We start from the raw sequence: 21,245 nt of genomic DNA, 5'->3' as shown, positions 1-21,245 counted from the left end.
AATAACTGTCTTGTCTTATATAGTTATTTTAGGACGGGTCAAAAAAAGCTACTCCTTCACCTTTCCTTCATATCTCCTTCACCTTTACTTCATATTAAAGGTATGGTAATCCTACTTTAAACCTAATATGCTATGATCTCAAACTCACTCCTGCGGTTTAGCTGGTGCTCCTCGTCAGTACAGTCTAACATAGGACATGGTACAATAGGCTGTAGCTCACCATATCCCTGAAACTTCATACGTCGGGCATTAACATACCCCTCTAAAGCCAGATAGTTGCGCGTGGCTTCGGCACGACGCTCAGACAGGATCTGGTTATAACGTACCGTACCGCGACTATCGGTATGTGCGCTAATCTTTAAGTGGATATTAGGATAACGCTCTAACTTAGCTGCTAGGGCATCAAGCACTTTCTTAGAATCGGCTCGAATGTTCCACATATCAAAATCAAAATAAATAGGTTCCAACTCAAAGAATAACTTACCTTCTTTTTCAACAATCGGTGGTCCCTCCACATCCGTTAACATTTCAAAACGCTTGGGATCTTCCTTTTCTAATTTTTTATCAATCTTCTTTTCTGCAATAACGGCTTCTACAGGATCTACTTCCACTGGTGGTGGCGGTGGCACTTTCTTTAAGTACAGTACATGTTTTTGGTCTTGTTCTTCTAAAACCGCTACCTGTAAATTCCCCGGAAAATAATTTTCGGCCTTTGCTTTAAGCTGATAATTACCTGCCAACAAATTCATATTAAAAGCAGCAATAGAATCTAGGGTGTTAGTATATAAAACACTATCCCTTCTATCTAAAAATCTTACCTGTGCATTCGGAACGTAAGCTTTGGTTTCAAAATCCCGAACCTCAAAGGTGTTGATATACTCCCTTAAAAAGATTTCCCCATTTTGCGTAAAGCTGTAGATATCGTCATTGGCCCGTTTTCTATTAGAACTAAAAAAGCCTTGCGTCTCACTGTAATAATTCAGGTTAAAATCATCGTACGGTGAATTGACAGGCACTCCCAAGTTTACTGGTTCTGAAAACGTGTTATCTACCCATTCGGAGACAAAATTATCCAACATCCCCAAGCCTAGATGACCGTTAGATGCAAAAAACAAATGCCCTTGTTGGGATATAAAGGGAAAGTGTTCACGATTGGACGTATTGATAGCCTCCCCCAAATTAACCGGGTCGCCATAAGTATCATCCACATTAATATTGACATAATACAGATCGAAACTCCCAAAACCACCTTCCATATCGGATGAAAAATAAAGCCGCTTCCCATCTGGACTTAAAGCTGGATGCTGATAGGAAAAGCCATTTACATTAAACGGCAACTTTTCCAAAGCCCCCCATTTACCATTAACTCTGGTTGTTTTATACAAATGGATATTGTTATTGGATTGCACGTTAAATTCCTTTTTCCCATTGGTATAATTACTTCTAGAAATATACAGGGTATTACCATCCTTACTAAAACAAAAATTACCTTCGTGCAGTTTAGAATTGATGGATTTAGGCAAAACGTTTACAGCCCCAACCGTATCCATTTTGGCATCTACCTTAACCGCATAGATATCCAAAAACGGTTGGTGTGTCCATTTATACGTTTTTCCAAACAATTGTTTGGTATCCCTATCGGACGTAAAATAAACACTATCTCCCACTTTTACAGCTCCAAAATCGGATGCTTCGGAGTTAAACCGGACTTTCTCTACTTTATAATCGGGTGTCTTTAATTTAAACGTTTCTATAATATCAATAGCATCATTTTTATCTAGAACTTCCGATATATTTTCTTTGTAGCGCTTAAAATAATCCAAGCCCGTTTCATAGTCGCCTAAAGCCGATAATACCTGATACAATTTAAAATTATATATGTTGTCGTAGCTTTTGTCTTTTTCACCAAACCTACCATTGACCAGCAGTTTTAAGTAACGGGCGGCTTTCTTGTATTGAAACGTGTTATAATAACAAATAGCAATACGTTCTACATCACTTTTATGGCGTTCTTTTGCTATGGTTTCTTCGTAGTACTTAGCCGCATTGCTATAATCCCCCTTTTCAAAAAACCTATCAGCTCGTGTTTTCCCTTGTCCGAAAGACACCTTCATAACAAACAAGGTCAGTATAATAAATGTTATGTTCTTTATCATATTAATAGAATCTTGGAGATGAATATTTTTTACTTAAGCCCAATACATCAAACGTATAAAGTAATACAAACTCATGGCTACCATTATTGTAGCTTTTAAGTTTACTGGTATTAAAATCGTAGGCATAGCCTATTTTAAGATTTTGCGAAATGTTAATCCCTGCCAACCCCGAAAGCGCATCTTGATACCTATAAGACACGCCCAACTCAAAACGATCCAGATATAGGGCATTAGCTGATACATCGAACGACAGCGGTGTACCGTTTACGTATTTAAGCACTGTAGACGGCTTTAATTTAAGGTCGCTACCCACATTAAACACATAGCCCCCTATTAAAAACACATGCGGTTTGTTGGCATAGAACACATCGTCGTTAGTTTCCAGGTTACCGGGAATTAAATTGGGAGATGACAGCCCCACATAATACTGATCCTTAAAAACAAACACCCCTGCTCCAATGTTCAGAACAGTCTTACTTGTATTTTCAAATAAGGGATCGTTACCCACATTACTTCCAAGAGTGCTAAAGTTTATATGCTGAAAACCGGTTTTTAACCCAAATGCCACGTTTAAATCATTATTGAGGCTTATTTTGTAAGCTGCATCGATATTAAACAAGTTTTCACTTAAATTAACAGGATCCCCAATAAAATCGTTAAGATAGTTTACACTTAATTCTATCCTATCGTTTAAGGGTATGTTGGCAAAAACATTAGCCGTTTTTGGCGCACCCTTAATGCCCGTCCACTGGGTGCGGTACAAGCTCCCTATTTGTACGAGTCCGGGTTCGTTAAGCATATACCCAGGATTCACCATGTTCATATTGTACATGTACTGGGTGTACTGTGGTGTTTGCTGTGCGTATGCAGATATTCCACAAATAACGAACACTATAATGAGTCTAATTTTAATTGTCATGCTATATCTCTTATCTGCTTAAATAAAAATTTCCTTGAAACGGTGATGTCTTCCCATCCTTGGGATCAAACACATAAAAATATACACCCGAGGGCAATGCTTTACCCAGTGTTAAAGAGACATTCGACACACCATTAAAGTATTCTGTACTCTTATTACCTTTATAAACGATATTACCATAGCGGTTATAGATATTGATCTCAAAATTGGGAAATGCCACAGGCAAGTTACAGAGATCGAACGCATCATTTTGGTTATCGCCGTTAACCGAAATACCATCTTTAATACAATCATCGCAATCTACATGATCCAATGGTAATAGCGTTACAAGCATTGACACGCGTTGCGATTCACAACCATTACTATCAACAGCAGCCACATAATAATCTTCACCGTCAACCAATACCTCCCCAAAAGGCAAAGTCTCCAAAGCATCCACCGTTGCATACCAATTATAATCTTGGGCACCCGATGCCTCTAGGTCTGCAACCGTTGCACCATCACTGGTACAGAAGGTCTGATTGGCAGTTACTGGCATAGCAACCTCTTCGACGGTTATGGCAATTATAGCTGTGGCCAAATCACAAGACGCATGCCCTTGTATTTGGTATTCAAAACGATAAGTACCTGCTGTCAACTGCGATACATCGAGACTATTTCCTGAAAGGACATTGGTAGCATCTAGATCGACAAAAACGCCTCCCGAATCGGCTGTAGCATCTAAATAGTTGGTTAAATCTATTTGTAAATCCGATCGACATACAGCACCTTGCATATCACTACCTGCATCCGGACTTTGATGTAGCACAACCGTTACAGTTGTTTGATTTCCCGTACACAACACATTGTCGGGAACCGTATAAGTATAAGTTCCTGCTTCCGACGTGGCCGGATTGAACGTGGCATGGTGGTCGGTTGTTGTATAACCGTTAGCCCCTATCCACGTTCCTGTAGTATTAGGAGCCCCAGTTAAACTATCAAAAAGATCGATAGTGGCATTGGTATTACAAACATCTATAGTCGTCCCCACACCTGCTTGATAGGCTTCGTATACTGTAAACGTTAAATTAGCTGTATCCTCACAGCCATTAACCGTGGTGGTTGTATAGGTGAAATCAAATAGGTGCTGATCATTAATTGTTGGTAAAGTAAAAGCCGTTGGATCTGCAATAACATTTCCCGTAGCATTATCGGTCCATGTCCCCATTGGTCCTTGATAAATAGGGTCGTCCACACCATTTGTATCAAGCAAGGTAAATAAATCCAAAGGACTAGCTATTATCGGATTGTCTTCACAAAAGGTTAATCCCGAGGTATCTTCTCCTGCATAATTTTTAGGGTGGATTACAATACTTACCTCGGCCATTCTTGACTGACATGGATGATTGTTATTATAATTCGCAATACAACCATCAGGTACAGCGTGGATGGTTTCTTGTCTAAAATTAGGATCAAACGTTGGACAGTGATATCCGGCAGATACTGTATACCTAAAAACATAAGTGCCAGCATGCGCGTTTGTAATATTCGACAGGTTTATTGTCCCCCAATAATCATCCAAATTAAGATCGGAGGGTCCAGAAACCAACTGCCAGCTTGTTACCTGCGTTCCAAAAATGCTTTTTGGCGGATACCTATACAACACACCATTTTCGGTTGTAAACTCTAACAAGCTATTTAAATCAAGTCCACTTGGCGTACTTGGGGCGTCAACACAAAACTCTGGTGCCGATCCATCTTGTTGAAACGGCCTTAAATACTCAAAAAATGTAAAACTAACAGTACTGGTCTTATCTGTACATATTGCCGAACGGCTTTCCACAAAATACGAAAACTCATAAGTGCTACAGCCAAACCGCTGATTGGATTGATACAGATCGTTATAAATGGTTCTCAAGTTTACAACATCGTCTGCCGGGCCTGTAATCTGTCCGGTTGGGTCAATATTACTTAACCATATGCCCTCAATATCTTCGTTTACCAAAAAAGCATCATCCCTCAAGTTTAAATCGGAATCATAATTACCTGCCAACAATTCTGTTTCACAAATATTATAATGATTTGCTGCTCCTGAAAACACCTCGCGTATTACCGATACTTTTACACGGGTTTCTACTGAGGGGCACGATGCTATACCAGGCACAGAATAAATCAATTCAAAAGTTTCGTCGTCCACTAAAGGAGACCCTGGCTGATAAGGAATATCTACCCTTAAGTATCTATTCGCATTTATTTCTATAAAATTCGGACTACTACCCTCGTAACGCCAGGTTCCATTGGCGTGGGCTGTTGGTGCCGATAAAAACGCATGGAATAAATCAAAGTTGGAAGAAGACCCACACGGATCAATACCAAAATCGCAAATCTCAATATTAACATCACTATTATTAATAGTTGGTACAGCAACGCCTGAAAACGGCCCTACAACTACATTAAGACTTATTAAAACGCCTCCTGGGCAACCAGAACTGGAATCGACTAGCTCGAATTGGTAATCTGTCAAGGTTTCTGACGCATTATCAAGATCCCATAAATGTAAATCACCTGTCGACTCATCAAGAGCAAAATTATAACCCGGATCGAACCAGGTTCCGGTTGCCAAAGAAATAGAGCCTCCAGTTAGTACGTTGTATTCATCGTACAAATTAATAATCCCATCCGGAGAGCCATTACCATCGCCATCAACAATGGTCATATCGCATACTGTAATCGTTTCAACCTGATTACATTGCGCTTGAATTTTCGCAAAAAGTGAGAGAAAGCATGCGAAAACTATAAGGTTAATAGTTTTCATCTGTTAATATTTATTGTTTTTAAGTGATCAGATGCGATGCCTAAATTATCATATCGGTTGGGTTTGCAACTTTTTGTTAATGGGCATTTCAAAATATCATTTATTTTTAGGTAAGCGCAAGATAATTATTACAATTAGCCCATCGTATAAAAAAAACAAAAAAATATTAACATTTTACTGTTAACACTAGCCCTATATTAATCAGCGTTTTAATGAAAAATGCCCTGTGAATTTAGGCCCTTCATTTAGGTTTACAACGAACCAATAATCTGAATTAGCCATATTTTCACCTCCATAAGTACCATCCCAGCCTTTTACTTGAGGACTTAAATGTTTTAATAGCTTACCATACCTGTCATAAATATAGATTTCTGCATCTGGATAGTCCGTAATACCACGCACTTGCCAGTAATCGTTTACCCCATCTCCATTAGGCGTAAAAAATTTTGGATAATCAATTAGGGTTACATTTTGAGAATCGTCCCCACACCCCAGTTTATCTTTAACATATACAGTATAGACACCTCCCAAGACACCTTCAAAAGTATTGGAATCCTGATAATTAATTCCGTCTATAGAATATTCAAAATCACCATCGCCATCTGCAATAATCGTTATGAAATTATTATCGGAAAGCTCCTGATAGGTCACTTCAGTAATTTTAGGTAATACCGATCTTACCAACTCAAAATGAAATATGTCTTCACAATACAATGCATTTTCAGTCCTCCCTACAATTAAACTATAATTACCAGCTTCAACCAAGGTAGCCTCAAAACTATTAGAAACAATGCTTCCATCTTGAAATTCCCATTCATAAGTTCCAAAACTATTCTCTACCGCCAGATATAACGAAGGTTCCAGGTTGCACAAAAAATAATCGCTTTCCATATTTACCTCTGGCAAGGCGTTAACAATCAAGTTAAAGTGCGTTTCAGAAACACACAAAGGACTTAAGGCATTTTCTACCTTTACATGTATGGTTTGTGCCCAAGGTTCCGTATTCTGATAATTAGCCGAGATCTCATTGGTAATATCATTACCCAAATCATCATAATAAGAGACATTCATATCACTTTGACCTCCAGTGATCGTACTTTCGATGCCAAACAGATCAAAACCTGCAAAACCTTCGCCTTCATCGCATGCATAGATATCCTGGGGCGTATCGATCTGTGGTTTGTCGGATGTTTTTAAAACCAAAGTTGTTTCCGCATAGCATTCTGTAACTGGACTTTTTACACGAACGGTTATTTCCTGCTGAAAGGGCTCTGTATTTTTAAACGGATTTGGTAAAGGACTGGGTAATGGATTGCCATTTACATCAAAATAACTTATCTCCATCCCCGATTGATTTCCCATTACTTCAGTCTCAATATTCGAGGTATTAAAATACTCCGAAATACCATCGTTATTATCATCACAACCTAACAAATCAGTCAACTCAAAGGCTCTGGGTTTAAAATTGACAATTATGGTAAAGGTCTTTTCCACCGAGCACCCCGTATCGGTATTAGTAACAACTATCTTTAATTCTTCTATATCTACCTCCTTATTTTCGACAGTTTCCAGATTTGAATCTGGTATACTTTGACCGTTTTCATGAAAAAACGTTACCTGTAAATTAGTAGCTCCGTTCAGAATATCATTTTTTATCTTTAACAGATTAAACTGAGTTACCCCGTCATAATTATCGTCGCACTCATACTGGTCGTCTAAATCATCTAGATCGGGCATTGGGTTTACAATCAAATCGAAAGTGGCTTCGGAATAGCAACAAGGATTATCCTGATGACTCACCCTAACCGTAATAGTCTCCCTGTCTTTTATACTATTTATAAATGGACTGGGCAATACGTTATACTCATTCCCTACACCATCTACAAACTTTACGATCTTACCTGTTTGACCTCCCAACACCTGATCATAAATACCGGAAACATCAAAAGACGATGAAAAACCAGTGCCCTCTACATCTTCACAGGCATACACATTATCAATCCCGTAAGCTGTAGGCGGCTCTTTAACATCAATGGTTTCTGTTAACACCTCAACACTTGCATCATTGCCCGTTACAGTGGCCGTAATGGTATAAGTACCGTCAGCAGAAAAATCGTGAAAGGGCGACACATCTGTAGATATATTGTTTACTCCTGAATTTGGATCACCAAAATCCCAAACTACCGAAGCAACATTTGCTTTTTGTTCCACACTAAACTCTTTTAAAAACTCCGAACAAATGTTCGAAATGTTCATCTCGAAGTTATTGGTAACATGGTTTACGTTTCCTGTTACGTTTATATAAAAGTTGGCATCGGGTCTTCCAAAGTCAGCTGTAGAAACATACTCATTATAATCAAAAGTAGTTCCTCCAGCAACATTTGTACACCCTCTTTGCCATGATACACCATTATCATGAACTGAACCAGCAATAAAAGCAACACCATCTCCATACACTATTCCTTTATGCACTTCTACCAAAATTCGCTCAACATCTGCTGGAATAACTATTGGCGCTTCGAAGTCAACCTGTATAATTTGGGAAGTACGGTCTATATTAGGTGACAGTTGCTGATATTGACTACTACCTATCAAATCCGTTTCGGAAAAAGAAGCGGGAAAATTGTCGTCTATTTTATAAATATTAAATCTAATTTCTGGTAGCCAGCCCGTTTTATTAACCCCTACTTGACCTGAAGTAATCTCATACTCTTCATTTGTTGATATTCCAAATTCTTCCAATGTAAATGATCTTGCCCAATATATGTATGATGAAGTACAGGAATGTATATTTGTTTCTATTATATCATCACAAAGGTTATGAGATAACCTCGTTGTTGCACCAGAAGTTTGCACGCTAAACACTTCTCCTGTAACATTGATATAAAAATTTGCCTCTGGCACTGGAATAGTTAAATCAATAGTAGGCGTCAAACTATAGTTATCCTCACACCCCTCATACCATGAGACCCCTGTATCTTCTCCTGTTCCTGCTATAAAAACCTGAGCCGACTCGGGGTTATAAAAATCTTCAATCTTTTTGACGGAAACTAAAATCCTCTCAACCCCAGCTGGAACAATAATAGGCTCCTCAAAATCAACCTGTATAATTTCCGGGGCACCACTAATACTAGGTGCTTGGCCAATTCCACGAGACCCAAGTAACGTTCTTGGATATAATGAATGAAAAAAAACAGGAAAATTGCTATCAATACTGTAAACATTAAACTGTAAAAAAGCCCCACTATTAGACCTACTCAAGGCCACCTGTCCCGACTTAATAACAAATTGCTCGTTTACTGCAATTCCGAAATCTAATAATCTAAATACCCGTGACCAACCTTCATCTCTTTCACAGGAATACATATCAGTCTCTATAGGCGTTGTTCCAACGTTATGGGTTAAGGTTATTTGTGCCTGTAAAATGCTTATGCTTAACACGAATAAAACCGAAAGAATATTCTTCATATAGGCTAAAATAAAAAAAGCATTTTATTTATTATCTGTTTTCTGGTTTTATACAAAAATTAACGATATTGCCATCCAAATTATTAAAGATATGCCCTATACATTTCGCAACCTTTTTGCTGCTTTACTTTTAACTTTTTCACTTTCAATTATTGGTAATGCCCAAATTTCAAAGGGTAAATTTATTAATGCTTCTATAGGATATGGTATGAGCGCTCCCTATGAAGACATCGATGTTGTAGGCTCTGGATTTTATCTACAAGGTGAGTATGTAATCAACCTAACCAAATGGTTTGGAGTACGACCTTATACCGGGTTTATTTCAACATCTCCCGATAAAGATTTAACCGATAGGGATTTAGAGACTGTTTAAATTCCACCTTTTGGTTTTGTTATACCCCTTTTTTCACCACTTTTCGTTATGAAAATCCTCATTTAGCGCTGCTAAACTCCGGTTTTAAAGCCTTAATTGGCAAAAAAATGACCTATAACAAATTTCAAAAACGAATTTTAAACAGTCTCTTAACTGAATACGAAGCAACTTCCAAAGCCTTGTTACTTGGCGGTAAAGTGCGTATATGCGCGCCCATCCCCTGGGTTGCTCATTATTTTGAAATAGGGATTGGCACCTCCTTGGGTTCTTTCAAAACCTATTTACCCAATATAAACAAGCAAAAGAAGGGACTGCTCATGCACATTCCCTTTTCCTTGGGGTTAGCACTGGGCCGCAGTAATAATGTTGAATTTGAATTAACATACTATTAATACGCCTCAATGGAACAATTTAGCGGTGCTACTGCCTTGGGCTTAACGTTTCTGTTAAACTAAAAAAACACCTCGTTTAAGGCGTCGAATTAGACACTTGCAAAAGCTTTCCGTTGTAATATTTACTTCCTGTAAGGGCAAAATTTTGAATATACTCGGCCATTTCTAAAGCTGTGGTTGAAGCCTGATAACCTGGAAAAGCCTCTTGCAACATTTCGGTTTGTACGGCTCCTAATGCCAAAACATTAAAACACGGCCCGGTTTCCTTATATTCCTCGGCCAACAGTTCGGTTAAAGTAATAACGGCTCCTTTACTAGAGCTATATGCTGCCAATCCTGGGAATTTCATACTTCCTTGCACACCTCCCATAGAACTAATGGTAACCACATGACCTTCTTTTTCCATAAACGGTATAACCGTACGCGTTAACTCGGCTACCCCATACACATTGGTTTTATAGACCGCTTCAAAATCTTGCATGCTCAATTCTGAAAAAGGTTTATTCATCAACAATCCCGCATTATTAACCAAAACATCTACTTGCTGCCAATTATCCTTAATAAAATCTGTTACCTTGGTATAATCGACCTGCTTACTCAAATCGAAAGTGAGCGCAGTTACATTTTCCAACTTAAGCTCTGAAACAGGCTTATCGTTTCTAGACAATGCCAAAACCCTATGACCGGCATTAGCCAATAGTTTTACCAACTCAAAGCCGATACCTCGACTTGTTCCCGTAATAATTATATTTTTTTGCATTAATTCAATGTTATTTCTTTTGTTGCCGCATTTATCATTCCCTCCAAACCAGGAATCATTTGTTTTATAAAGCGTGCCATATGTTTCAAATCCATTTGTTCCACCTCATCGTCTACATGATGGTAATAATCGAAGTTCGTAAAATCGTAGGTAGCAATTGCATGTGCGGGTACTTTAAAAATTTCATAAAACGGATAATTATCAGAACGCATAAACAAATCGTGTTGCTTGGCCAATGGAAGAAACCCTATAATCTCATTACCGGCATAATTGTTTAACCGTTCTGCCATATTAGATTTATCATAACCTGAAATAAACGCCATTGGTTCATTAGCATTTCTTGCTACACCTATCATTTCAAAATTTATCATGGTGTACAAATTCATATTCTCTGATTTAAGTCGCTTAGCAAGGTGCCCCGATCCTTTAAGCCCCATTTCTTCTGCTGAATATAGGGTAAAAAGGATACTTCGTTTATTGCTTTTCGATTTCGAAAAATACCTAGCCCACTCTAAAACGGCCACTGTCCCCGAGGCATCGTCATTAGCCCCATTTGCAATGCTATCTCCCGCAACAGGATGTATTACACCAATATGGTCGTAATGTGCTCCCAAAATAACAAATTCATTTTTTAATTTCGGATCTACACCTTCAATATACCCAACAATATTATAACCTATAAGACCATTTAAATTAAAACTATCCCGATAGGTTTTGAAATACGGTTTTACTTCATACTTTTTAAACTCATTTTCTATAAACACGGCTGCCTTTTCAATGCCTTCTGTTCCTGTTTTCCTGCCCTCCAGTTCGTCTGAAGCCAAATATGTCAACAACTTCCTTACATTTGAATCTGTTATAATTTTAGAATTGTCTACAACGTCGCTTCCCTTACTTACCTTGCAACTACAAATAAGGATTGAAATAAGTATTATTACAATATGTCTCATGTTTATTATTTTGAAATAATTTAAACTTTTACAAATTGGCTAAAAAATTGCCGCTTTGCACCGGCATCTTGTCTTTTTATCGTCACGTAGCCCTGCTATGCGGCTCAAAAAACCTTTATCTGGACACAAATCCAATCAATTTTCGCTTCAATCCAAAAAGGTTAAACCACTTCTTTATTATCGCTTAAAGATAAAAACTACAACCTACAAGTTAAAATTTAAGTTACTTTATTAACAAACCTCTCACAATTATTGCACAACCAATTAAAAATCACTAATTTGTATACATCCTATTACAAATCCAGAAACAAGGACTTAGGATACTATCCTACTTTATTTGAAAATGGTATTGCAAACGCTTATTAAACTCAAATAAACTAAAGTTTTCTTTAATATAAATAGATTAAGTATACGCTCCTTTTTCATAACTGATGCCTACTTTAAAGTACAACCAAACACGAAATTATGAGCAAATCACTTTTTGATCGCTTAGGAGGCAGTGATGGTATCGCTTCTATTGTAGATGATGCTATTGAAAACCATATGAACAACCCAAAAATCAATGCACGTTTTCTTCCTTACAAAGAGCGCCCAGAACACCTTGCCTCCATTAAACAGCATAGCATAGACTTTTTCAACGCTGGTAGTGGCGGCCCAGCTGTTTATTCGGGCAGGGACATGATAACCGCCCACACCGGAATGAATATAAACCCCGAAGAATACATGCATGTAATAGACGATATTTTTATGGCTTTAGACAAAAACGCCATAGATGAGGACACAAAAAAGGATGTATTAGCTATTTTATGGTCCCTTAAAGGGATGATAATCGCGAAATAAATATGTATTAACTAAAACAATTGATGTCATGCCAAAGTATGTAATTGAAAGAGCATTGCCTGGAGCAGGGCAACTAACGCAAGAACAGCTTAAAAGTATTTCTCAAACCTCGTGTAAGGTTTTAGAAAACCTAGGGCCACAAATTAACTGGTTACACAGCTATGTAACAGGTGATAAAATTTACTGTGTATACATATCACCCAATAAAGCGTTAATAGAAGAACATGCAAAACAGGGTGATTTCCCTATTAGTTCTATTAATGAAGTTGCAACAGTAATAGATCCAGTAACTGCCGAATTATAACGATGAAAAAACCTGTTTCAAATAATTGAAACAGGTTTTTTCATTATTGCAATTTTATCCTAATCCATGCTTTACACTAGCATGGTTACAGGGTTTTCTATGTATCCTTTTAATGTTTGAAGGAATTGTGCTCCTGTAGCGCCATCAATGGTTCTATGATCGCAAGCTAACGATAATTTCATAGTGTGCCCCACAACAATCTGTCCGTTCTTTACAACTGGTTTTTCTACGATATTCCCAACCGAAAGAATAGCTGAATTTGGCTGGTTAATGATAGATGTAAAGGTATCAATGCCAAACATTCCTAAATTAGAAACGGTAAAGGTACTACCTTCCATTTCTGCTGGCGTTAATTTCTTGTTTCTAGCCTTACCAGCTAGTTCTTTAACTGCTGCACCTATTTGAGGTAAAGACTGCTCGTTAGCAAACCTTACAACAGGCACAACCAAACCATCTGGTACTGCAACAGCTACCCCAATATGCACATGGTTGTTCAAACGCATTTTATCAGCAAACCACTGTGAGTTTACCTGTGGATGCTGTTTTAACGCTAAAGCACAAGCCTTAACCACCATATCGTTATACGATATTTTAGTATCTGGAATAGAGTTGAACTGGGTACGGAATGCAATGGCATTTTCCATATCGAACTCTACATTCAAGTAGTAGTGTGGTGCCGTAAATTTGGAGTTTGTTAATGCTTTCGCTATTGCTTTACGCATTTGCGAATTTGGCACGTCCTCAAAATCTTCTTGTCCAGCTGGCACAAATTTACCTACAGTAGCAGCTGACTGTGTAACTGGTGTAAAGTTTTCTATATCGCGTTTTATGATGCGCCCGTGTTCTCCAGAACCTTGTACCTGATTTAGATCGATCCCCTTTTCTGTTGCTATTTTTTTAGCTAAAGGCGAAACAAATACCCTACCGTTTGAAGCTGTTGTCTGAGTTGCTGCCTTTGGTGCTTCAACAGCTACAGCAGCGGGTTTTGAAACAGGTGTTTCAACCTTAGGAGCCGCTTCTTTTTTAGGCGCTTCCTCTACTTTTGCTGATGCTCCAGCTACTTTAAAATTACTCGCCACAGCCGACACGTCTGTTCCCGCTGGCCCTATAATAGCCAACAAGGCATCTACTTTAGCAGATTCGCCTTCTTGCAGCCCAACGTGCAACAATGTTCCAGATTGGAAAGATTCAAACTCCATAGTTGCTTTATCGGTTTCTATTTCAGCAAGAATATCACCTTCTTCAACCGTATCCCCAACATGCTTAAGCCAAGTAGCAACAGTACCTTCTTCCATCGTGTCGCTTAAACGTGGCATAGTAACCACCACAACACCTTCTGGTATATCTACATCTACAGTCTCTGCTTGAGTATTCTCTACTTGTTGTTCTTCTTTGGGTGCTTCAGGCGTTGAAGCCACTTCTCCAGATCCACTTAACAAAGCCGAAACATCTTCTCCTTCATCACCTATAATAGCCAAAAGCGCATCCACTTTTGTTGTTTCGCCTTCTTGTACACCTATATGGAGCAAGGTACCTTCGTAAAACGACTCAAACTCCATAGTTGCTTTATCTGTTTCAATTTCGGCTAAAATATCGCCTTCTTCAACTTTGTCCCCAACTTTTTTTAACCAAGTAGCAACAGTACCTTCTTCCATGGTGTCGCTTAAACGCGGCATATTAATAATCTCTGCCATAGCTTATAATTTATGTTGTATGAATGGATAATCTTCTTGTTCGTAAACAACATCGTACATCACGTTCTTGTCTGGGAATGGCGATTCTTCAGCAAACTTTTCACACTCAGCCACTCTTTCCTTTACGCGCTTGTCAATTACTTTAATATCGGCTTCAGTAGCATATTTCTTTTCAAGTATAATATCCTTAACCTGCGTTATCGGATCAATTTTCTTGTATTCTTCTACTTCTGCTTTTGTTCTATAATGTTGTGCATCACTCATAGAATGCCCTCTATAACGGTATGTTTTCAACTCAAGGAATGTTGGCCCCTCACCACGACGGGCACGTTGAATTGCTTCATCGAACGCTTCTGCAACTTTAATAGGGTTCATACCATCTACAGGGCCGCAAGGCATTTCGTAACCTTTACCTAATTTCCAAACTTCGGTATGATTTGCTGTACGTTCTACAGAGGTTCCCATCGCATAACCATTGTTCTCACAAACAAAGACAACAGGTAATTTCCATAGCATAGCCAAATTAAAGGTTTCATGTAGCGAACCTTGACGTGCAGCACCATCACCAAAACAACACAAGGTTACGGCATCACTACCATGGTACTTATCACCAAAGGCAATACCTGCTCCTAAAGGAATTTGTCCACCAACAATACCATGACCACCATAAAAACGATGTTCTTTTGAAAAAATATGCATCGAACCTCCAAGACCTTGAGACGTTCCGGTAGCTTTACCATACAACTCAGCCATAACACGTCTGGGATCAACTCCCATCCCTATGGGTTGCACATGGTTTCTATAAGCTGTTATCATTTTATCCTTGGTCAAATCCATGGCGTGTAGCGCTCCTGCTAATATAGCTTCTTGACCGTTATATAAATGAAGAAATCCTCTAACCTTTTGTTGAATATAAACTGCAGCAAGTTTGTCTTCAAACTTTCTCCAGAACAACATGTCTTCATACCATTTAAGGTAAACCTCTTTTGTAATTTTTTGCATTTTCAACGTTAATTAAATAAACGAACAACAAAAGTAATACTTTAGATATTAATGAAAAACTGAATATTATAAAAATTAGCTTCTATAACTTTAACATTACAAACTATAACGTTATAGAAAGTTCATTTTTGCTTTTCACAAAAAGTAAACCCTAAAAAATAAGAATTTCACATATTGCCATTTCAACTCAAAAATAACAACCTAAAAGGCGTCTTTTCGCCCAATCCATCGTCACAAAAACAAAAAGCCATTGCAATGCAATGGCTTTTTGTTATACTTTTATTTTAACCATACTAGTATTCCATATATTCTCCTGCTCCAATGTTAAAGGTTAAAGAGAAACGCAAAGTCCCTTCCAAAGGGCTTTGCACTTTAGAAGTTGAAAACAAATATGACATATCAACATTAACAACATTGTATTTAAATCCCGCTCCCAAAGCCAAGAACTTTCTTGCACCTTTTTCTTCACTTTCATTAAAATACCCTGCTCTAAATGCAAAGGCATCTTGGTATAAATATTCTGCCCCTAGTGCCCATGTAAATTCTTTTAACTCTTCACTAAAACCATCTGGAGCATCTCCAAACGACTGAAATACACCTGATAAAAAGTTTACATCTGGCGATTTACCTTTGATAATATATTCAGGCTCACTCCCATCGGTAGCCTGTTGTCCATCACCATTTAAATCATCGAACCCTATAACTGGCGGTGTAGGAACCAATAATTTTGCAACTTCAAGGGTTACTGCAATTGTATTGTAATCATCAAAAATAAAATCAAATCCGCCTCCCAACCTCAAATTTGTAGGTTGAAAATTATCCTGTCCTCCGTCATCGTACTTAAACTTTGGCCCTACATTTTGAATGGCAAACCCCATACGCCAGCGACCGTTATAATCGTTATATACTTCTTCTTCACTTTGGTAATACCCAGAAATATCTACTCCAAATGTATTTGCTGCACTCGCATCGCTATTGTCGTAGTTCAGCCTTAAATCGGATCGCAAATACCGCATAGCTACGGACATAGCAAACTGATCTGATAATCTCAGGGCATACGATAAATCCAATGCAAATTCATTAGGTTTTTGAATATTAGGCTGATCTGTTTCATTTAAAATAAATTCTATCTCACCTAATCCAAAATATTTTAAACTAGCTGCAAATGCACTACGTTCGTCCAAACGATTAAAATAAGTCAAATAACCAATCCCTATATCGTTTACCAATTTTTTCAAATAGGGTGTATAACTTATTGAAAAGCCCGATTTTGTCTCAGAAAACACATATTTAGACGGATTCCAATGCTGTGAAAAGGCATCTACCGATGTCGCTACGCCCATATCTCCCAAGCCTGCTCCTCTAGCATCTGGAGCTATCAGTCCAAAGGGCATCCCTGTTGTTATAACTCTTTTATCTTCTCCTGATGTAATGATTGTTTCTTGTGCATCAATTTTCACAACAAAAGCAAACACAAATAGCAGTAGGATCTTATTCTTCATAAATCAATTTTAGTTAACAAATATAATTTTTATTTTAAAACCTGTTCTTTATTTCTTCAACCTGCTAAAATTGTCGATTATATGCACAATAGCATTTCTTATTTTAAAGAATTACAAGTTTCTCTATCTTTTCCACTTTTTTGTTCAATAGTTTGGAATACACTGTAAGTTTATAAATATAAACACCTTTTCCTATTTTATCTCCAAAATCGTCCCTACCGTCCCAAACAACATCCCTAGACAGGGAACTTGTTGCTTTAAGTCCCGAATTTGTTTGCCCGGTTAGGGTTCTAACCAGCTTTCCCGAAACGGTGAACACTTGTATAGAAACGTCTAAAGGATCTAAACTATTGTGGTTAAACCAAAATTCTGTATAATTAACAAAAGGATTAGGATAATTAAGCACATTGTTTATTACTAACTCTTGGTCTTTATCGTGTACAACAAACTGAATTTCAGCAACCGAAGAATTGTTATATACGTCCCAAGCTTTTAGGGTTAAGGTATGTAGCCCGGGTTCTAAATCCCTAAATGGATAGCTAACCACACCCTTTTGATAATCGTCTAATTCGGTTTGATAATAATCGTTTAATACAAAGGGATTGGTTTCATCGCCATCGATTATAGCTACAATATCATGACCAATACCACTAGCTGTATTAATACCATTAGCATCTTCTAATTTGGCCAATAAAGTTGGTGATTCACTGGTAATACCGCCCGACACGAAATTTTCATCGTTCATATACAATGTAATTACCGGGCCAATATTGTCTTCTGCTGCATTTTGGTTTACCCCTCCTATCTTTACCGTATTAATACTTGCGCCGGCCTGATCTTGCAATAAAGCCTCGTTTTTAGCATAAAAGCTCACCTTACCGAATCCAACAGGCACTCCAATATCCTTAGGCACAACAAAATCAAACTCAAATTGTCCATTGGTAACTGATGCCTGACCTCTAAAAATAATTTCTCCCAATGTTGAAAAATCAAGCTTTACCAATGTTCCATTTAATCGTGTTCCATCATTCGCTAATGTTTCCCTGCTTATCGATTTGTCGTAAATGGTCGTGGAAAGTGCGCCATTATAATTTGTTAATACGTTTCCGGATACATCGGTAACTTCGCCCGCTAGTTTTACATAGCTTAAAGCCTTTAATGTATCTGTAGTTTGCGTTATGGGAACATCATTAATTTTTGTGAGTCGTATGTTTGGCTTTGGAAATGCCAACTTCATGGCTGGATCGCCTATAAAAAAGACTAATCGTTTCTGACTGGAATTTGAAATCTGAGGATCATTTTTCGTCAATCGTAATGCCTCGGCCATGGTAGGGTATTCGTCATCATTAAACGAATCATTATTACTAAACGAAAACAGATACTCCTCTAAAACAATATTGAATCTAATCCCAAAATTAACAAATACTTGCCGGGTTGTAGTAATGAGACCAATAGCCCCAGCTTGCTTGTTCCAATAAGTAAATTCTCCTGCTGTTTGCCTAAATGGATTATCGAACTTCGTGTATTCACAAGTTACTGTTACAAAGCAATTAAGCTTACAAAAATTCCTTAACTCCTGTACATTTGGCTTTAACAAAATACGTTCACTGGCCAGGCCATCTTCTCCTCCATGACCAAAATAATTTAGCACCAAGGCACCATTATCGACTGCATCAACAAATTCTTTTGTGACCTGTGGATAGGTTTCACCCCCGGCACTGGACTCTTGCTTAAAGGCATCGGAATGAATTTTTGTTACATTTATGAATGGTTTTTCCTGAGCAACAACATTACCAATACTATCTGTTGTTTTTTGCAAAACACCTTCCCAATCTTCGTCAACATCATCAGAAACTACCACGAAATTATTACGCCAACTACCAAAAGCTTCCTTTGCATAATACAATGCTACTTTATCTACCATTTCTTTTGCGCGTTGTGGTGTTTCTACCAATATCCTACCTACTGCTATATCTAGTTTATCACTTGTTGCCATGGTGCCTTCATTAGCATCCATCATACCATAAAAATCGTCAGACACATACGAACTGGTTAAATTGAAACTATTGTAAGCATACCAAGAAGGCACTATGTTTGTGTTGTTTTGAATCCTGTCCTTATAATCGAACGACCCGTCCCCAAATAAGCACAGGTATTTTATGCGTTTTTCAGGTACGCTTGCATTATCGTATACATATTTCACCATATTTCTTATAGCTCCAATATCTTGGTTTCCAGAACTAAACTCATTATAAATTTCATCTAGCCCCAAAACCTTAACATTTAAGCCGTACTGATCTCGGTTTATCTGAGCCAGACGCTCGGCTTCATTAAGCATGTTATTGGGAGATACAATAATGTAGTCTATATCTTGAAATACGCCTTGATCACTTAAAAAGATGGCACCTTTTATATCTTGATTAGAAATTGATCTATTATCATCTATTTTAGGCTCAAAATAATCTAAAGGTGTTACTGCAACATAGGTTCTTAACATTCCTAACGGAACTGTAAAGCTAAGGTTAGAAGTCGCATCGGTATTTTCAAGACCAGTCACGTTATATAAATCTGTTACATCCCAAATCTCTGAAAGTTGTGCTGTATTATTTATGGTATATTGTCCAATACCCGAAGTTAAAGCTACGGCACTATTCTTAAACTGAAACTGCTTATTGTAAAACTTTAATAACCTTTTGGCCTGAATGGACACATAGTCTAAATATCCCAAGCCACTTGGATTTCCAAGGTTATCAAAACTAATATTTATATCTATTTTAGATGTATTTACATTAACATCTCCAATAAACGAAATGTCTCTTGCTAAATTAGGTTGATTAGCTCCTGGCGCTGTTAAGTTTGCTACTGAAACACCGTTAACATTAATTTGCATGGCACTTTGTGTGGAAGAAGCTGAAGCGGCATAAACTTTAAGCTGTATGGGTTCGGAAACGACTAAATCTGGAAAATCGAACGTAAATATTCTGTTGTTATCTATATCAAAACGTTCACCAAACCAACGTCTTCCCATAAAAGCAATGTTATGTTCATCAACCTCATGAAACTTATAATCTTCAAAGGTTGTTATTGCCATATCAATGGCACCTGCTGGTTGAACAAGTGGCTGAATACGCTTTCCAAAACCAGAGCTTATATTAAGGTAATAATACGTTTTATCGGTATAACAATTAATATGGGTATTGCTTTCTTCATTAAACGCTTTCGGTCCTTGAGCATAAAACAATATATAATCGGCATTGTTAAATTCACCATCACTTTCTCCAACGACCTTAATAGCGTTTTCGACTATATCCAACGGATAAGGTTCTGAATTGGCATAGGGAATCATCTGTCCGCCATTACCATATATCTTAATAGTTCTTGGGTCAACTGCATTAACATTTACCCCCAATTCCTGCAAAAAGTTCTTAGATAATTTAAAAACGCCAGTTGTGTCGACATAAAATCGATACCATGATCCCGAACGTAAAACGGAATTCGTTATTCCTTTTGAATTAGCCATCTTACTTAAGGCATTACGACTCGTATCATTCCCTTCTTTATAATTTACTTGAAAGGATACTACCTTTTTATAAACGCCATTGGCCTCTTTTATAATAGGCGACAATTCTAAAAATGCATATAGCTGATCTCTAGCGTTCGAATTCTTTAAACTAAAATTCAACGCATTAGGAATCTTACTCAAATCCAAATCCCTTAAATCCTGTTTAGAAATATATTCGTACGCAACATTGCTCAATGTTACCGAACTTTCACTAACAGTTCGTAATGTTTCCCATTGTGCAATAAATTGCAATCCTTCTTCAAAACTATAACTAAAATTTTCGTGATTAAAAGCAGGGATCTTAATTTTATAGGTTCCTCCAGAAATCACTTGAACGCCATCCCAAACAATGTCAAACCGTTTTTGTTGCGAAAACAACGAAAAAGAAATAATAAAAAGTAAAAGTGATATTTTTTGCTTCATTAGTGAAATAACGTCTCTGAGGCCATATTTGTATAAACAAAAAGCAACAATTTTAAAATATGTATCAAAAATACAATAATAATTTAGTAAAAAGTACGTTTATAGA

14 protein-coding genes are annotated in these 21,245 nt (G+C 37.6%); 4 read left to right on the top strand and 10 right to left on the bottom strand.

The annotated features are described in order from the left end of the window. Positions 1-122: 122 nt before the first annotated feature. From JF259_RS07715 to JF259_RS07700, 4 genes are all read right to left on the bottom strand, one after another. Complete coding sequence (locus JF259_RS07715; RefSeq protein WP_199114732.1) at positions 123-2,156, bottom strand: OmpA family protein; 2,034 nt, start codon at positions 2,154-2,156, stop codon at positions 123-125. Between the two features lies 1 nt (position 2,157). Further along, positions 2,158-3,075 carry a PorP/SprF family type IX secretion system membrane protein gene (locus JF259_RS07710; protein WP_233164157.1) on the bottom strand — a complete coding sequence of 306 codons (918 nt, stop codon included), beginning with the start codon at positions 3,073-3,075 and terminating at the stop codon, positions 2,158-2,160. A gap of 10 nt (positions 3,076-3,085) precedes the next feature. After that, positions 3,086-5,869: a gliding motility-associated C-terminal domain-containing protein gene (locus JF259_RS07705; RefSeq protein WP_199114731.1), complete on the bottom strand. Its 2,784-nt coding sequence runs from the start codon at positions 5,867-5,869 to the stop codon at positions 3,086-3,088. Between the two features lie 201 nt (positions 5,870-6,070). Beyond that, on the bottom strand, positions 6,071-9,337 hold the full coding sequence (locus JF259_RS07700; protein WP_233164155.1) for a T9SS type B sorting domain-containing protein: 3,267 nt from the start codon (positions 9,335-9,337) through the stop codon (positions 6,071-6,073). A gap of 91 nt (positions 9,338-9,428) precedes the next feature. On the opposite strand from JF259_RS07700, the gene JF259_RS07695 reads away from it, so the two are divergent. Both JF259_RS07695 and JF259_RS07690 read left to right on the top strand, forming a co-directional pair. Beyond that, complete coding sequence (locus JF259_RS07695; RefSeq protein ID WP_199114730.1) at positions 9,429-9,710, top strand: hypothetical protein; 282 nt, start codon at positions 9,429-9,431, stop codon at positions 9,708-9,710. Between the two features lie 107 nt (positions 9,711-9,817). Then, positions 9,818-10,102 (top strand): hypothetical protein, encoded by a 285-nt coding sequence (locus JF259_RS07690; protein ID WP_199114729.1) that lies wholly within the window; start codon positions 9,818-9,820, stop codon positions 10,100-10,102. Between the two features lie 76 nt (positions 10,103-10,178). On the opposite strand, the gene JF259_RS07685 is transcribed toward JF259_RS07690, so the two are convergent. Both JF259_RS07685 and JF259_RS07680 read right to left on the bottom strand, forming a co-directional pair. After that, positions 10,179-10,862, bottom strand: a complete 684-nt coding sequence (locus tag JF259_RS07685) for an SDR family NAD(P)-dependent oxidoreductase (protein ID WP_199114728.1) — start codon at positions 10,860-10,862, stop codon at positions 10,179-10,181. Next, complete coding sequence (locus JF259_RS07680; RefSeq protein WP_199114727.1) at positions 10,862-11,812, bottom strand: M28 family metallopeptidase; 951 nt, start codon at positions 11,810-11,812, stop codon at positions 10,862-10,864. The genes JF259_RS07685 and JF259_RS07680 overlap by 1 nt, the downstream gene beginning before the upstream one ends. 465 nt (positions 11,813-12,277) lie before the next feature. On the opposite strand from JF259_RS07680, the gene JF259_RS07675 reads away from it, so the two are divergent. Both JF259_RS07675 and JF259_RS07670 read left to right on the top strand, forming a co-directional pair. Beyond that, on the top strand, positions 12,278-12,652 hold the full coding sequence (locus JF259_RS07675) for a group I truncated hemoglobin (RefSeq protein WP_199114726.1): 375 nt from the start codon (positions 12,278-12,280) through the stop codon (positions 12,650-12,652). 28 nt (positions 12,653-12,680) lie between these two features. After that, on the top strand, positions 12,681-12,956 hold the full coding sequence (locus JF259_RS07670; RefSeq protein ID WP_199114725.1) for a DUF4242 domain-containing protein: 276 nt from the start codon (positions 12,681-12,683) through the stop codon (positions 12,954-12,956). A gap of 71 nt (positions 12,957-13,027) precedes the next feature. On the opposite strand, the gene JF259_RS07665 is transcribed toward JF259_RS07670, so the two are convergent. From JF259_RS07665 to porU, 4 genes are all read right to left on the bottom strand, one after another. Then, a complete protein-coding gene (locus JF259_RS07665; RefSeq protein WP_199114724.1) occupies positions 13,028-14,650 on the bottom strand; it encodes a pyruvate dehydrogenase complex dihydrolipoamide acetyltransferase in 1,623 nt (540 codons plus the stop codon). 3 nt (positions 14,651-14,653) lie between these two features. Next, a complete protein-coding gene (pdhA, locus tag JF259_RS07660) occupies positions 14,654-15,652 on the bottom strand; it encodes a pyruvate dehydrogenase (acetyl-transferring) E1 component subunit alpha (RefSeq protein ID WP_199114723.1) in 999 nt (332 codons plus the stop codon). Between the two features lie 293 nt (positions 15,653-15,945). Beyond that, entirely contained in the window at positions 15,946-17,154 is a 1,209-nt protein-coding gene (porV, locus tag JF259_RS07655; protein WP_199114722.1) for a type IX secretion system outer membrane channel protein PorV, read from the bottom strand. Between the two features lie 103 nt (positions 17,155-17,257). Next, a complete protein-coding gene (porU, locus tag JF259_RS07650) occupies positions 17,258-21,139 on the bottom strand; it encodes a type IX secretion system sortase PorU (RefSeq protein ID WP_199114721.1) in 3,882 nt (1,293 codons plus the stop codon). Positions 21,140-21,245 lie beyond the last annotated feature (106 nt).

The organism is Snuella sedimenti, from assembly GCF_016428595.1.
Taxonomy (GTDB): Bacteria; Bacteroidota; Bacteroidia; order Flavobacteriales; family Flavobacteriaceae; genus Snuella; species Snuella sedimenti.
Note: the sequence above shows the minus strand (reverse complement) of the source record. Positions and strands in the feature narration are given on the sequence as shown.

Excerpts from the sequence above, each read along its gene's own strand:
- JF259_RS07665 (WP_199114724.1), bottom strand. The coding sequence starts at position 14,650 with ATGGCAGAGATTATTAATATGCCGCGTTTAAGCGACACCATGGAAGAA.
- porV (WP_199114722.1), bottom strand. The coding sequence starts at position 17,154 with ATGAAGAATAAGATCCTACTGCTATTTGTGTTTGCTTTTGTTGTGAAA.
- JF259_RS07700 (WP_233164155.1), bottom strand. The coding sequence starts at position 9,337 with ATGAAGAATATTCTTTCGGTTTTATTCGTGTTAAGCATAAGCATTTTA.
- JF259_RS07705 (WP_199114731.1), bottom strand. The coding sequence starts at position 5,869 with ATGAAAACTATTAACCTTATAGTTTTCGCATGCTTTCTCTCACTTTTT.
- porU (WP_199114721.1), bottom strand. The coding sequence starts at position 21,139 with ATGAAGCAAAAAATATCACTTTTACTTTTTATTATTTCTTTTTCGTTG.
- JF259_RS07695 (WP_199114730.1), top strand. The coding sequence starts at position 9,429 with ATGCCCTATACATTTCGCAACCTTTTTGCTGCTTTACTTTTAACTTTT.
- JF259_RS07690 (WP_199114729.1), top strand. The coding sequence starts at position 9,818 with ATGACCTATAACAAATTTCAAAAACGAATTTTAAACAGTCTCTTAACT.
- JF259_RS07680 (WP_199114727.1), bottom strand. The coding sequence starts at position 11,812 with ATGAGACATATTGTAATAATACTTATTTCAATCCTTATTTGTAGTTGC.
- JF259_RS07670 (WP_199114725.1), top strand. The coding sequence starts at position 12,681 with ATGCCAAAGTATGTAATTGAAAGAGCATTGCCTGGAGCAGGGCAACTA.
- pdhA (WP_199114723.1), bottom strand. The coding sequence starts at position 15,652 with ATGCAAAAAATTACAAAAGAGGTTTACCTTAAATGGTATGAAGACATG.
- JF259_RS07685 (WP_199114728.1), bottom strand. The coding sequence starts at position 10,862 with ATGCAAAAAAATATAATTATTACGGGAACAAGTCGAGGTATCGGCTTT.
- JF259_RS07710 (WP_233164157.1), bottom strand. The coding sequence starts at position 3,075 with ATGACAATTAAAATTAGACTCATTATAGTGTTCGTTATTTGTGGAATA.
- JF259_RS07715 (WP_199114732.1), bottom strand. The coding sequence starts at position 2,156 with ATGATAAAGAACATAACATTTATTATACTGACCTTGTTTGTTATGAAG.
- JF259_RS07675 (WP_199114726.1), top strand. The coding sequence starts at position 12,278 with ATGAGCAAATCACTTTTTGATCGCTTAGGAGGCAGTGATGGTATCGCT.